This is a genomic window from Rhodanobacter ginsenosidimutans, assembly GCF_042655685.1.
In the GTDB taxonomy this organism is placed as follows: domain Bacteria; phylum Pseudomonadota; class Gammaproteobacteria; order Xanthomonadales; family Rhodanobacteraceae; genus Rhodanobacter; species Rhodanobacter ginsenosidimutans.
This window is the reverse complement of sequence record NZ_JBHSMM010000007.1, coordinates 92,238-107,267: the sequence shown is the minus strand read 5'-3', so window position 1 is coordinate 107,267 and position 15,030 is coordinate 92,238. Positions and strand designations below refer to the sequence as shown.

Here is a 15,030-nt window from a genome sequence, read left to right as displayed (position 1 = left end):
CGGGGCGGATGGTAAGAGGTCTGCTGCTTGCCCTGATGTTGGGTCTCACGCCGCTACTGGCGCACGCTGCCGTGCCCTCGTGCGCGGTAACCAGCCGCGACCTCTCGCCGATGACCGAGGTGCTGGAGGACCCGCAGGGCGTACTTACCCCCGACGCCGCGCTGCATGCCGCCGACTGGACCCCTGCCAGCGTACGCACCTTGCAGCCCGGTTACAGCGCATCCGTATGGTGGTTGCGCATCCGGTTGCGCAATCCGTCGCACACTGCCTGCTCTGCCTGGTTGCTGGCCGGCCCTGCGCAACTTCACGATGTGCGCGCCTTCCTGCCACGTCCGGCTGGGGGCTGGACGGAAAAGGTCGCCGGCGCCGGCCATCCGTTGGCGGCCTGGTCGGTGCCGGTGCGGCAGCCGGTATTTCCCCTGGTCTTGCCGGATGACGGCGATTCGACCGTGTTGTTGCGGATAAGCAGCCCCGGGCGACGCATGGCTTTCACCCCGCAACTGTGGTCGGAACACGCGTTCGAGCGTGCGGCCGTGTTCGAGAGCCTGGTCGACGGTGCGGTGTTTGGCGCCATGCTGCTGCTGGTGTGTTTCGGCGTGGCGCTGGGCCGGGTGTTCCGCCGGCCACGGCTTATCTACCTGGCGCTGGCGGTGTTGTCGTACACGATCTACGTGGCGGTGCTCTACAACTATGGTTACGTGCACCTGTGGCCCGGCAATGGCGCGTTCAACAATTGGCTCACCCGCTGCGCGGTGGCGATGACGTTTTTCGCGGGCAACCTCTATTTCTGCGACGTGTTTCGGGTGGCGCGCCTGCACCGCGGTTTTGGTCGTGCGTTCGCGGCCTTCCGCTTCGCCTATCTGCTGCTGGCGCTGGCCAGCCCCTGGATCGAGCCGGGCTTGTGGCAGCTCATGGTGCATAGGATCGACCGGGTGGCGGTGCTGTTGTTCATCGTGGTGCTGGTGATCCAGTGGCGCCGCCGTGCGCTGGGCTGGTTTCCACCCACCCTGCTGGCATTGGGCCTGATGGAGCCCCTGATGCGGGCGGCGTATCGCGTGGGTCTGCATACGTTCTACACCGCCGACAACCACCTGTTTTCGGTCACCGTGTTGCCGGGCGGAGTGATCCTGATCGCCACCCTGATCAGCCAGATCGCCAAAGCGCGACGCAACGAGCTGCGCGCCAAGGCGGCGCTGGAGCGCAAGCGCGAAACCGACCGCATCCGCCTGGAGCAACTGGTGAGCCTGCGCACGGGCCAGTTACAGCAGGCGTTGCGGGCGCGCAGCGGCCTGCTGGCGCGCATCGGGCACGACCTGCGCGCGCCGTTGGCGGCGATGCTCGATTCAGCGCGGCAATGGCAAGCGGGCGTGGACAGCAAGGACTTCCCACGCGCGATCGAGCGCAGCGCGCGCCAGCAGATGGAGCTGATCGACGAACTGGTCGAATTTTCCCGCGACGAGCTGGCCGAGCTGGAGCTGGTGGAGGCACCCGGCTATCTGCACAGCTTCCTGCACGACGTGGCGGACCAGGCGCAGCGCGATGCGGCCCGCCGCGGCAACCGTTTCGAGTGCCGCCTGGATCCGCGTCTGCCGCACGTGGTGGTGGCCGACTTCCGCCGCCTGCGGCAGGTGCTGGCGAACCTGCTGGGCAACGCGGCCAAGTTCACCCGCGACGGCCGCATCGAGTTCGCGGTGGACGTACAGCCGGCGCCGGCGCCGGACCAGGTCCGGTTGCGGGTGACGGTGCGGGACAACGGCATCGGCATCGCGCCGGACGACCGCGCCCGCCTGCTGCTGCCGTTCACCCGCGGCAGCAATGCACTCGGCCACGAAGGCAGCGGGCTGGGCCTGTCGATCGTGGCGCAGTTGCTGCAACTGATGGGTTCGGCCCTGCAGATCGATGCCGCGCCCGGTGGCGGCAGCCGGTTCTCGTTCGAGCTGCACCTGTCGCTGGCGGGGGAGGAGGCGATCGAGGCGGGTACCGACCTGCCGGCCGGCACGGTGGATGGCGGCGGCCGGGTGGTGCTGGTGGTGGACGACCAGGTGCAGAACCGCGAGCTGCTGTGCGACCTGCTCGATGGCAGCGGCTTCGTGGCCCTGGCCGCGGCCGACGGCCACGCCGCCCTGCGCCTGCTGCATGAAAAGGAGGTGGCGCTGGTGCTCACCGACCAGCGCATGGATGGCCTGGATGGCTGGGGCCTGCTGGCCGCGGTGCGCCGCCAATGGCCCAGCCTTCCGGTCGTGTTGTGTTCCGCTGCGCCGCCGCAGCGTCCAGTGGGTTTCGATTCGGCGCTCTCGTTCGACGATTGCCTGCTGAAGCCGGTGGCGTCGAGCGAACTGCTGGTGCGGGTGGACGCGCTGGCCGCCAAGCTGGCGATCGATGGCCAGGGCGACAAGGAGTCTTCTCGCGCCCGCGCGGCCGGCTCGGCCCGCCGCTCCCAGGGTGGAGCCGGGCACGGCGATACCGACGGCTGAAAAAAATTGCCGCTTTTCGCGCCTGCAGGCGTGTGTTGCGGCAAAAGTGGGGTGCTCCGCCAAATCGCGCGGATAGTGAACTCCGTCCATTTCAGCTTTTGAGATTCGCAAATATTGTCACGACCTTCGTGACATAGAGTCGCCCAATAACGCGTTCTTTACGCTGCGCAATACGGCTAGGATGCGCCAGCGCGGCATTGCGTGGTCGATTCCATCGTCCACGCCCGCGCCTCGGGCAAAGCCTTCAGGGGGCTCCTCCCAAGTCATCCAACCGGCCGGCAACGGCTGGATGGGCGTGTTTTGTCGATCGAAAACCGGCACGTCGGAAGGCGCACCGGTTTGCCGTGCAGGCCAGCCTGCGCGCGCGCAGCAGCGAGAGCCGGGTCCATGTCCAGTCAATTGCAGGGTTTGTTCCGTCGCCGCGGTACCTCACCAGCCGCGCGCAGACCGGCCAGGCACACGTGGCGCGCCGTCATGGCGCTGGCCGCGATGTTGTGCAGCGCGCAGGCGTTCGCAGCGGTGGACCTGGTGCTCAACCACAGCGATACCGGCTTCGACCCGGTACCCGCCGGCGGCATCGTGGAATACGTGCTGCGAGTGGACAACAACGGCAGCACCGGCGCCAGCGCGGTGGTACTGACCGACAACCTGCCGGCCGGCACCAGCTACGTAGGCAGCACCAGTACCCAGGGCACCTGTTCCGCACCCGTGGGCGGCGTTCTGACCTGCAACCTGGGTTCGATCGCCGCCAGCGGTACGGCCACGGTGACCGTACAGGTGCGCGCGCCGACGGCGGGCCTGATCAATGCCATCGCCTCGGTGGTGTCGATCGAGTCGGATACGGATACGTCCAACAACTTGAACATCGGCCAGCAGACGACGGTCACGCGCGGCGCGGACCTGGGCCTCTCGCTGGCGGCAAGCGCCCCGGACGTGCAGGCCGGCGGTGCACTGGCGTATACCTTCACGGTTGCCAACGCCGGGCCGGACGACGCCACCAATGTCCGCGTAAGCGGAGGCTTGCCCACGGGCTTCGTCCCTTCCGGTTCGCTGCCCGCCGGCTGCAGCGTGGCGGGCTCGACGCTGACCTGCGACGTGTCGGGCACGATCGCCAGCGGCGGCTCGCGCATGATCGGCCCCATCAACGGCATCGTCGCCACCGCGGGCGGCTCCACGGTGACCTTTGCCGCGACGGTCACGGTGACCTCCGGCGCCGCGCCGCAGGACCCGAACAACGCGAATGACACCGCCACTGTCGATACCGCGGTCACTGCGGGCAGCGACCTCCGGTTGGTCAAGCAGGCCAGCGTGTCCCCGGTGGTGCTCACTGGCACCGACTTCACCTACACGCTGAAGACCTTCTACACCGGCGACATCCCGCAAAACCTGGTGGTGAACGACGCCGTCCCGGCCAACTTCCAGATCCTCAGCCCCGCGTCGTTCAACAGCAACGGCTGGGCCTGCTCGGTCAGCGGACAGAACCTCAGTTGCACGCGCGCTTCCGGCGGCAGCGCCGCTGGCAACAACGTGAGCATCGGCGACATCGTGCTGTCGGTGAGGGCGGTAGGCACGGGCAACGGCGTGATCAACCAGGCCGAGGTCTCCAGCAGCACCGGCGACCCGAACCCGGTCAACAACAACGGCCAGACCACGCTCGATGTGCTGGCACCCACCGCCGACCTGCGCGCCAGCAAGACCGGCCCCAACCCCGCGCTGGCCAGCGCCGGCTCGCACTGGAGCTGGACTATCGGCATGGGCAATGACGGCCCCGCCGCGCTGGTCGGCAATGCGGTGATGACCGACACCTTGCCGCTCGGCATCACGCTGGAGAGCTACACCGCCCTGAACGGCTGGAGTTGCCTGCCGGCGGCGCCGTTCACCGCCACCGCGGGCAACCGCACCATCACCTGCACGCGCGCGTACACCGGCGCCGGGCTGGCGGTGGGCGGCAATACGCCCAAGGTCAGCTACGAAGTCAGCGCCGCCAGCGATGGCAGCTACAGCAACTCGGTCTGCGCCTCGGCCACGACCAACGGCAGCGACATTCCCGCTGCCGACGGCAACAGCGGCAACGATTGCGCCAGCTCGGGCGTGGGCGTGCAGCCTTCCACCGAATCGGCCGACCTGCAGTTGCACAAGAGCGTCAGCCCCGCCACGGTGCCGGCTGGCGACGTGCTCACCTACACGCTGGAGATCGTCAACGCGGGCCCGGTCGCCGCGGCCAACGTGGTGTTGAGCGATACGCTCGACACGCTCATCAACAACGGCGCCGGCGCCACCGGCCAGGGTTTCATCGACGCCACCATCGCCGCGGGCAACGCCACCGGCGGCAGCTGCAGTTCCAGCGCCGCAGGCACCAACCGCCGCGCGCTGAGTTGCAGCTTCACCAGCCTGCCGGTTTGCGTGCAGGGCAGCACCTGCCCGGTGGTGACCGTGCGCGTGCGCCCGGGCGGCGACGGCGGCACCCGCACCAACAGCGCCCTTGCGGTATCCAACACCACCGCCGATCCGGATTACGCCAACAACGGCGATGACGCCTCCAGCCAGATCGATCCGCGTGCCGACGTCAGCGTGACGAAGAGCGCCACGCCCACAACCGCGGTGGCCGGCCAGACGCTGACCTACGTGGTCACCGCGCGCAACGCGGGCCCCAGTCGGGCAGCAAACGTCGGCATCATTGATACCTTGCCGCTGGACGTGACGTTCGAATCCGCCGTTGCCAACGGTGGCGGCACCTGCGGCACCCAGCCGGCCGCCGGGGCCACCATCATCGGCGCCAACAACACGCTGGCGTGCAGCTGGGGCAGCATCGGCAATGGCGGCCAGCAGACGGTGACGGTGAAGGTCCGCCCGAACACCGGCACGCGCGGCACCACGCTGAGCAACAGCGTGACCATCAGCACCGCCACCGTCGAAACCGACGCCACCAACAACAGCGCCTCGGTCGACACGCCCGTCTCGGTGCCCGCGCTGGACCTGCTGGGCAACGTGGTCGACAACCCCGACCCGGTGGCCGTCGGCGACCAGATGACCTACACGCTGCGGGTCACCAACAACGGCCCCTCGTTCGCCGAGAACGTGCACATGTCCGATGTGCTGCCGGCGACCAGGCTGAGTTTCGTGTCGATCGCCGCCCCCGCTGGCGCCACCTGCACCACGCCGGCGGTAGGCGCCACCGGCGGCACCGTCGACTGCCAACTGGGCGGTCTGGCGTCCGGCGCCAGCCTCAACGTCACCGTGACGATGAAGGGCGAAGCCAAGGGCACCGAGGACAACGTATTGACCGTGAGCTCGGACGAGACCGTTGCCGGTTTCGACAGCCAGCCGGGCAACAACGTCGTCACCGAAAAGACCACGGTGCGCCCGAAAGCCGACATGGCAGTGGTCAGCAAGACCGCCACGCCCGGCACGGTGGGCCTGCGTGAGGCGTTCAACTACCAGATCAAGGTCACCAACCACGGCCCCGGCGTGGGCGACGCCGTGCAGGTGAGCGACAACCTGCCCGCGGGCATGGTGCTGGCCGGTGTGCCCAGCGTGACACTGGGCAACGCGTCCGATTTCCCCTCGCTGCCGCCCACCCAGTGCACGGGCAACGCCGGCGCGGCCAGCTTCGTGTGCAGTTTCGGCGACGACGTCGCGATTGACGCCAGCGCCACGATCAACGTGCCGGTGATCATCACCGCGGCCAGCGCCACCAGCTTTACCAACAGCGCCACGATCAGCACCGTGTCCAAGGACGAGGTGCCCGGCAACAACACCAACTCCGGCGACGTGCAATTGCAGACGGCCAGCCTGGCCGGCCACGTCTACAACGACGCCAACAGCAATGGCAGCCGCGATGGCGGCGAAGCGGGTATCGCCGGCGTCACGGTGAAGATCGCCGGCACCGCGCCCGACGGTACGGCGGTCACGTTCACCGCCACCACCGCGGCGGACGGCAGTTACAGCTTCAGCAAGCTGCCGGCTGGCAGCTACACCGTCACCGAGACCCAGCCGTCCACCTGGCTGGACGGCGGCGACAGCGCGGGCAGCGCCGGCGGCACCGCCCTGGCCACGCCGGGCGACCAGATCAGCGGCGTGACCCTGGCTTCCAACACCAGCGCCACCGGCTACAACTTCGGCGAGTACACGCAGGGCACGCTGGCCGGCGTGGTCTACCGCGACCTCAACAACGACGGCGCACAGGGCGGTGCGGGGGAAACCGGCATCGCCGGCGTGGCGCTGGCGCTCAGCGGCACCGATGACCTGGGCGGCGCGGTCAGCCTCACCACCACTACCGCCGCGAACGGTAGCTACAGCTTCGGCCCGCTGCGCCCGGGTACCTATACGGTGACCGAAACCCAGCCCGCCGGCTTCCTGCCCGGCCGCGCCACGCCCGGCACCGGCACCGCCACCGCGGGCACCGCGGCCGCTGACGGCAACAGCATTGCCACCATCACGCTGACCGCGGGCCAGGCCGGCGCCGCATTCAACTTCGGCGAGCTGCCGCCGACCGGCATCTCCGGCTTCGTCTACGTCGATTCCAACCGCAACGGCAGCCGCGACGGCAGCGAAACTGCTGGCATCGCGGGCGTCACGGTGACCCTCACCGGCACCGACGACCGCGGCACGGCGGTCAGCCTCACCACCACCACCGACGCCAGCGGCGCCTACCACTTCGACAACCTGCGCCCGGGCAGCTACACCGTCACCGAGACCCAGCCGCCCGTGTGGGACGACGGCGGCGACAGCGTCGGCGTCGTGGGCGGCACGCCGCGCGGCACGCTGGGCAACGACAGCGTCAGCGCGATCACGCTGGCCGCCGGCGAAAGCGGCAGCGGTTACAACTTCGGCGAACTGGGCCAGGGCCTGGGCGGCTTCGTCTACGTCGACAGCAACGGCAACGGCGTGCGTGATGCCAGCGAGCCGGGCATCGCGGGCGTGACGCTTACCGCCACCCCGCTGGGCGGCGGCGCGGCCGTCACCATCAGCACGGATGGCAGCGGCGCCTACCTGTTCGCCGACCTGCCGGCGGGTAGCTGGCGCATCGACGAAACCCAGCCGGCCGACTACCTCGACGGCGGCGACAGCGTGGGGTCGCTGGGCGGCTCGCTGGCGGGCAACGACCGCATCACCACCATCCCGCTGGGCGTGGCCCAGGTGGGCACCAACTACAACTTCGGCGAACGCGCGGGCCGCGTGGCGGGCAGCGTCTACATCGACGGCAACGGCAATGGCGTGCGCGATGCCGGTGAGCCGGGCATCGCGGGCGTCAGCGTCAGCCTGACCGGCACCGACGTGCACGGCACGGCGGTAAGCCTTACGGCGATCACCGATGCCAGTGGCGGCTACCTGTTCAATGACCTGCTGCCCTCCAACGGCGCCGGCTACACGCTCACCGAAATCCAACCTTCCGCCTATGCCGACGGCCTGGAACACCCGGGCAACCTGGGTGGCAGCGCGGGCGCCGCCGGCACCAGCACCATCGGCGGCATCGTGCTGGCGGCGGGCGGGCAGGGCAGCGCGTACGACTTCGGTGAATTGACCGGCGGCATTGCGGGCAGCGCCTACGTGGATGCCAACAACGACGGCGTGCGCGATGCGGGCGAGAAGGGCATTGCCGGCGTCACCGTGCGCCTCACCGGCACCGACGTGGACGGCAACGCGGTGGATCGCAGCGCGGTCACCGGGGCCGACGGCAATTACGTGTTCGACGGCCTCACCCATGCCGGCCCCGGCGGCTACACCGTCACCGAAACGCAGCCCGCGGGCTACCTGGACGGCAAGGCGGTGCCCGGCATGGTCGACGGTGCGCCCTGCGCCAGCTGCGACATCGCCACCACCAATCGCATCGGCACCATCGCGTTCGATCCGGCCAAGGCGTTTGCCGGTTTCGACTTCCCCGAGCTGGCGCCGGGCTCCCTTGCCGGCAGCGTGTATGACGACGTGGACGGCAACGGCGTACTGGGCGCAGACGAGGCGCTGGCCGGCGTCACCGTGACCCTCACCGGCACCGACGACCAGGGCCACGCGGTCAGCCAGACAGCAACCACCGCCGCCGACGGCAGCTACCGCTTCGACCACCTGCGCCCGGGGACCTACGTGGTCACCGAGACGCAACCGGCCGGGCTGGCCGACATCGGCAGCCACGCGGGCAACCTCGGTGGCAGCACGGCGACCAACGCCATCTCCGCCATCGTGCTGACGTCCGGTGCGGCCGGCACCGGCTACGACTTCCTCGAACAGGGCGGCGTGCTGGCCGGTTCGGTGTTCTTCGACAAGAACGCCAATGGCCAGCGCGACGCCGGTGAACCGGGCCTGCCCGGCATCGCCATGACGCTGTCGGGCGACGCCAGCCGCAGCACGGTCACCGATGCCGACGGCCGTTACCGCTTCGTGGGCCTGGTGGGCGGCAACTACGTCGTGGGCGAGACGCAACCGCTGCTGTACAAGGACGGCGGCGTGCACGTGGGCAACGTGGGCGGCACCGCGGCGACCAACGCCATCGTGGCGATCGCGCTGCCGGCCGGCGGCCACGCCAGCAATTACGACTTCCCCGAACTCACCGGCGCCGACGGCAGCATCGCCGGCACCGCCTGGCTCAACCAGCCCACTGGCAACCCGGTGGCGAAGGATCCGGGCGAGACCAGTCTCGCCGGCTGGCAGGTGGAGCTGTACCAGAACGGCAAGCGCGTGCCCGGCGTGGATGCGGTCAGCACCGATGCGGCCGGCCATTACGTGATCACCGACGTGCCGGCGGCCAGCGGCTACGAGATCCGCTTCCTCAGCCCCAATGGCGTGCATTACGGCTATCCGGTGTCGCAAGGCCCGGATCCGCAATGGAACGGCACGGTCGATCATGACGCCGCCATGCCCGCGATCACCGGCGTCACGGTAGGCTCGGGCGTGGCGGTGATCGGGCAGGACCTGCCGGTCGATCCCAGCGGCGTGGTCTACGACAGCGTTACCCGCAAACCGCTGGCCGGCGTGCGGGTGACCCTGATCGACCCCTCCGGCCAGCCGGTGCCGCCGCAATACCTTGCTGGCGGCGCGGGCAACGTCACCCAGACCACTGATACCGACGGCTACTACCAGTTCCTGCTGTTGCCAGGCGCGCCGGCAGGCGCGTACAGCCTGCGCATCGAATCGCCCACCGGCTACCTGCCGGCGCCTTCGGGCATCCATGCACCGGCGGCCAACGCGCTGACGGTACCGGCGGGCAATACGCCATACCACGTGTCGCCGCTGGCCGGTCCGCCGTCCGAGGGCGAGCTGCCGCCGTATTACCTGAGCTTCGTGCTCAACGGCCTTTCGGCTGGCGTCACCGGCAACCACGTACCCATCGACCCGGTGCTGCAGGGCGCGCTGCGCGTGCGCAAGTCCACGTCGAAGGTCAACGTGACCAAGGCCGACCTGGTGCCGTACACGATCGAGATCACCAATACGCTGGCGGTGCCGCTGGGCAGCATCGCGGCGCGTGATCTGGTACCGGCGGGCTTCAAATATCGCAGCGGCAGCGCACGCGTGGACGGCGTGGCCCGCGAGCCGCAGATTCGCGGTCGCGAGCTGAGCTGGCCCGACCTCAGCTTCGGCCCCAATCAGACCCGCAGCGTGCAGTTGGTGCTGATCGTCGGCACCGGCGTGGGCGAGGGCGAGTACACCAACCAGGCGTGGGCGCTCAACACCATCGCCGACCGCGTGGTGTCCAACGTGGGCACCGCCACCGTGCGCATCGTGCCCGACCCCACGTTCGACTGCGCCGAGCTGATCGGCAAGGTGTTCGACGACCGCAACGGCAATGGCTACCAGGACCAGGGCGAACCCGGCCTACCCGCCATCCGCCTGGTCACGCCGCGCGGCCTGCTGGTCACCACCGACGCGGATGGTCGCTACCACATCCCTTGCGCGGCAGTGCCCGAGCATGAGCGTGGCGCCAACTTCGTGATCAAGCTGGACGAACGCACGCTGCCCACCGGCTATCGCCTCACCACCGAGAACCCCGGCGACGCGCGCGTCACCGCGGGCAAGATGGTCAAGATCAACTTCGGCGCCACCATCCACCGCGTGCTGCGGGTGGACGTGAACGCGGCCGCGTTCGACGGCGAGCACCTGCTGCCGGCGTTCGAGGCGCAGCTCTCGAAGCTCTACGCCACCTTGCAGGGCACGCCCTCGCTGGTGCGCATCGCCTACCACCTGACCGGCAGCGAAAACCGCGACCGCGCACAACCGCGGATCGACGCGCTGCGCCGGCGCATCACCGACGACTGGAACAGCCAGGGGCGTCAGTACCCGCTGACCGTCGAGCAGGAAATCATCGAGGTACAGCCATGATCGCGGTTCCCCGCAAGACCCTTGCCGCGCTGGTGTGCCTGGCACTGGGCACGCCGCTGGACCACGGCTTTGCCGTGTACGCGCAGGCCGCGATGCCGGCCTGCGCCGATGGCGATGCGCTGTGTCATGAGCGGCACCACGGCCGCGTGGTAAACGATGCCGACGTGGTGCGCGCGGATGCGCCGCCTTCCAGCGAAGCGGAACTCGCCACGCTGGCGGCCAGCGGGCTGGCACCCAGCGAACTGCGGCGCATGCGCGCCGATGCCGTGCAGCCGCCCCCGGCCACGCCTAGCCAGGTGTCGGCCCAGATGGGTGACGACGCGCAGGCCAATTTCATCTCCGGCCGCGCCGAGCTCACCCAGGCGGCGAAGGCCTCGCTGGAGGCGCTGGCCGCGGAGCTGGATGGCTATACGATCGAGCGCGCCATCGTGGTGGGCCACACCGACAGCCAGCGCATCAGCGCGCGGCTGAAGCCGGTCTATCCGGACAACCAGGCGCTGTCCGAAGCCCGCGCCGCCGCGGTGGCCGGCTATCTCAAGCAGCGCCTGGGTCTGTCCGCCGACGCGTTCGCCATTGCCGGCAAGGGTCCCAGTGAGCCGCTGGCCAGCAACAACACGCCCGCGGGCATGGCGCGCAACCGGCGCGTCACCATCGAGGTATGGGGCACGCGCAAGGCCGCCGTTGCCACCGCGCCCGCATCGTCGGCACAAACGCCGTGTGGCCCCGCCGACGGCAGCGTCCCCACCACGCTGGCGCAACCGTTCCAGCTCAGCGTCGACGGCGCGCCACTGGACGGCCAGGTGCCGGCCGAGGCTGATCGCGAGCGCTGCGTGGACGTGGCGCTGGCCAGCGATACGTTGCAGGTGCGCTACGACCCGATGGATATCGCACCGGCACTCAACGCCTGGGCCGCCAGCGGCGCCGAGCGCAGCCAGCCGGTGGTCTTCCGCAGTTGGAGCAACTACGCCGCCTGGGTCGAGCACGCCGAGATCCGTGTGTTCGAACGTGGCCAGAGTACGCAGGACACGCCGCTGGCCGTGCTGCCGATCCCGCTGGGTGGGCAGGCGCCGTGGCAGGCGCCGGTCGACGCGCCCGAGCAAGTGTTCTACGTGCTGCGGGTGAGCGACGCCAAGGGTCGCTTCGACGAAACCACGCCCAAGGCGCTGACCCTTGTCGAGCACCTCACCGCGCACGGCGACGTCGAAAGCGCCGAGCGCGAGGCATTGATCGGCTATGGCGAGAACACCCGCGAGGTGGCCAACATCCCCGTGCATGGCGGCACCGTGACCGTCAACGGCCACGTCGACGATGCCGCCACCACGGTGGCCGCACTGGGCGAGCAGGTGCCGGTGGGTCGCGACGGCAAGTTCGCCATGCAGCAGATCCTGCCCGCAGGCAGCCACGCGGTGGTGGTGACCACGCGCACGCCCGACGGCACCGAATCCAGCTACCGCCGCAACATCGTGATCCCCGGCAACGACTGGTTCTACGTGGCCGTGGCGGATGTCACCGCGGGTCACGGCAGCGCCAGCGCCAACGCGCTGGTGGTCGATCCCAGCCTGAAAGACGAGACCAAGCACAGCTTCGTCGATGGCCGTCTGGCCTTCTATACGAAAGGCCAGTTCGCCAACGGTTACCAGCTGACCGCCTCGGCCGATACGCGCGAGCAGCCGCTGTCGGACCTGTTCAGCAATTTCGCCAGCAAGGACCCGCGCTACCTGCTGCGGCGCATCGACCCGGACCAGTACTACCCGGTATACGGCGACGATTCGACAGTGGTGGACGACGCGCCCACGCAGGGCAAGTTCTTCGTCAAGCTGAAGAAGAACGACAGCGAGCTGATGTGGGGCAACTTCCTCACTGCGTGGACCGGCAGCGAGCTGGTGCAGTATTCCCGTGGCCTGTACGGCGCCAACCTGCTGTGGAAATCGCAGGACAGCACCACGCAGGGCGAGCGCCGCAGCAGCCTCAACGCGTTCGCGGCCGATCCCGGCACGGTGGCCTCGCGCGAGGATTTCCGCGGCACCGGCGGCTCGCTGTACTACCTGCACCGGCAGGATGTCACGGTCGGCTCCGAACGCATCTGGGTGGAAATCCGCGACCGCGACTCGGGCATGGTGCTGCAGCGCACGCTGCTGGTGCCGGGTGCCGATTACGACCTCAGCTACCTGCAGGGCCGCATCCTGTTGCGCGAGCCGCTCTCCTCGGTGGCCGACGGCAGTGGGCTGGTGCATACCGGCAGCCTGTCCGGCAACCCGGCCTACCTGGTTGTGAACTACGAGTTCGTGCCCGGGATCACCGCGATCGACCAGCTCGCCACCGGCGCGCGCGGCGAGCACTGGTTCAACGACCATTTCCGCCTGGGCGCCACCAGTTACCACCAGGCCGGCGATGGCACCGACCAGAGCCTGGGCGGGCTCGACGCCACCCTGCGCTACAAGCCGGGCACTTTCCTGCGCGCGGAGTCCGCACGTTCGAAGGGCGACGGGTTGGGCAGCTTCAACTCCATCGACGGCGGTTTCGGTTTCCAGCAACAGGCGGCTGGCGATGTCGGTGGTTTGTCCTGGGCGCAGCGCATCGAGGGCGCGCTGTCGCTGGCTGATTTCGTCAAGAACTCGCGCGGACAGGTCAGCGCCTATTGGCAGGACCGCGACGCGGGCTTCTCCGCGCCGGGCCAGATCACCCTGGGCGGCGAAGCCACCCGCCAGGCCGGCGCCCGCGCCGACCTGCCGCTGGGCGAGCGCACCGATATCTCGCTGAAGGCGGATCGCCGCGATGCACCCAGCCAGGACATGCGCGTGGGCGAAGCCTCGGTACGCCAACGGCTGGCCCCGCACTGGACCGGCAGCCTGGGGATGCGCTCGGAGAACCGTGGCGTGGCCGACACCACGCTGATCCGCAGCGACATCCTGGCTGAAAACGGCACCCGCACCGACGCCATCGCGCGGCTGGATTACGCCTCCGAAGCGGTCGATGCAACACCGGTGGTAACCACACCGTCCGCGCTCAACGCGTGGAATACCTACGGCTTCGTGCAGCAGACGATGGTGCGCACCGGCACTCGCAGCGACAACGACCGCGCCGGTCTGGGCGGGGGCTGGCAGGCCACCGACCGCATGCATCTGGATGCGGAGGTGTCCGACGGTGACGGCGGCGTGGGCGGCAAGCTGGGCACCGATTACCGCATCAACGATCGCAGCAATGCCTATGCGCAATACCTGATGGAAACCGAGCGGCCGGACCTGGCCTATCGCGGCCGCTTCGGCACCTTGCTGGGCGGCGTGCGCAGCAAGCTCAACGACCGCGTCAGCGTGTACCAGGAATCGCGCGAAACCACCGGCAGCGGGCAGGACAGCCTGGTGCATGCGTTCGGCATCGACCTGGCCGCCAGCGACCGCTGGACCACCGGCCTCAAGCTGGAGCAGGGCACGGTCAGCGATCCGCTGGCCGGCGACATGCACCGCCAGGCCGCCGGAGTCTCGCTGGCGTACAAGGACGACGTCACCAAGTGGACCTCCAGCCTGGAATACCGCTACGAGGACGGCAAGCTGTCCGGCCGGCGCACCTCCTGGCTCACCCGCAACACGCTGGGCAACCAGCTCTCGCCCGCGTGGCGCCTGCTGGGCAAGCTGGACATGGCGCGCTCGAGTTCCAGCCAGGGCGTGTTCTTCGATGGCGACTACACCGAAGGCGTACTGGGCGCGGCCTACCGCCCGGTCGACAACGACCGCTGGAACACGCTGGTCAAATACACCTACATGTACGACCTGCCGTCGCCGGGGCAGCTTTCGCCCTCGTCCGGCTATGGCGGCGGTTCCAACCTGTATGCCAGCACCGTGGCCGACTACAGCCAGAAGAACCAGGTGTTCTCGATCGACACCATCTACGACGTCAACCCGTGGCTGTCGATCGGCGCCAAGTACGGTTACCGCTGGGGCAGCCTGAAGCCCACGCGCACTGCCGGCGATTGGTTCGACAGCACGGCCGACCTGATGGTGTTGCGCGGCGAGTGGCATTTCGTACGCCACTGGAGCGGGCTGGTGGAGCTGCGCCGCCTGCATGCGCGCGAGGCGGGCGACACCAAGAAGGGCGTGCTGGTGGGTGTGTACCGCCAATTGGCGAAGCACGTGAAACTGGGCGTCGGCTACAACTTCACCGACTTCTCCGACAGCCTCACCGACCTTTCCTACGACCATCGGGGCGTGTTCGTAAACGTGCTGTCCACCTTCTAGCGAGAGGTCTGAAG

At 69.0% G+C, this 15,030-nt stretch carries 3 protein-coding genes; all 3 read left to right on the top strand.

Annotation, left to right across the window (positions count from 1 at the left end):
- The first annotated feature begins 8 nt into the window (after positions 1 to 8).
- The 3 genes from ACFPK0_RS16610 (at position 9) to ACFPK0_RS16600 (ending at position 15,016) form a co-directional block, all read left to right on the top strand.
- Positions 9 to 2,474, top strand: a complete 2,466-nt coding sequence (locus ACFPK0_RS16610) for an ATP-binding protein (protein ID WP_377342332.1) — start codon at positions 9 to 11, stop codon at positions 2,472 to 2,474.
- A 474-nt stretch (positions 2,475 to 2,948) separates the two neighbouring features.
- Complete coding sequence (locus ACFPK0_RS16605) at positions 2,949 to 10,784, top strand: SdrD B-like domain-containing protein (protein WP_377342330.1); 7,836 nt, start codon at positions 2,949 to 2,951, stop codon at positions 10,782 to 10,784.
- Positions 10,781 to 15,016 carry an OmpA family protein gene (locus ACFPK0_RS16600; RefSeq protein ID WP_377342328.1) on the top strand — a complete coding sequence of 1,412 codons (4,236 nt, stop codon included), beginning with the start codon at positions 10,781 to 10,783 and terminating at the stop codon, positions 15,014 to 15,016. Before ACFPK0_RS16605 ends, ACFPK0_RS16600 begins: the two co-directional genes overlap by 4 nt.
- Positions 15,017 to 15,030 lie beyond the last annotated feature (14 nt).

Bases quoted from the DNA above. Each gene is read 5' to 3' on its own strand.
- ACFPK0_RS16610 (WP_377342332.1), top strand. From the start codon at position 9: ATGGTAAGAGGTCTGCTGCTTGCCCTGATGTTGGGTCTCACGCCGCTA.
- ACFPK0_RS16605 (WP_377342330.1), top strand. From the start codon at position 2,949: ATGGCGCTGGCCGCGATGTTGTGCAGCGCGCAGGCGTTCGCAGCGGTG.
- ACFPK0_RS16600 (WP_377342328.1), top strand. From the start codon at position 10,781: ATGATCGCGGTTCCCCGCAAGACCCTTGCCGCGCTGGTGTGCCTGGCA.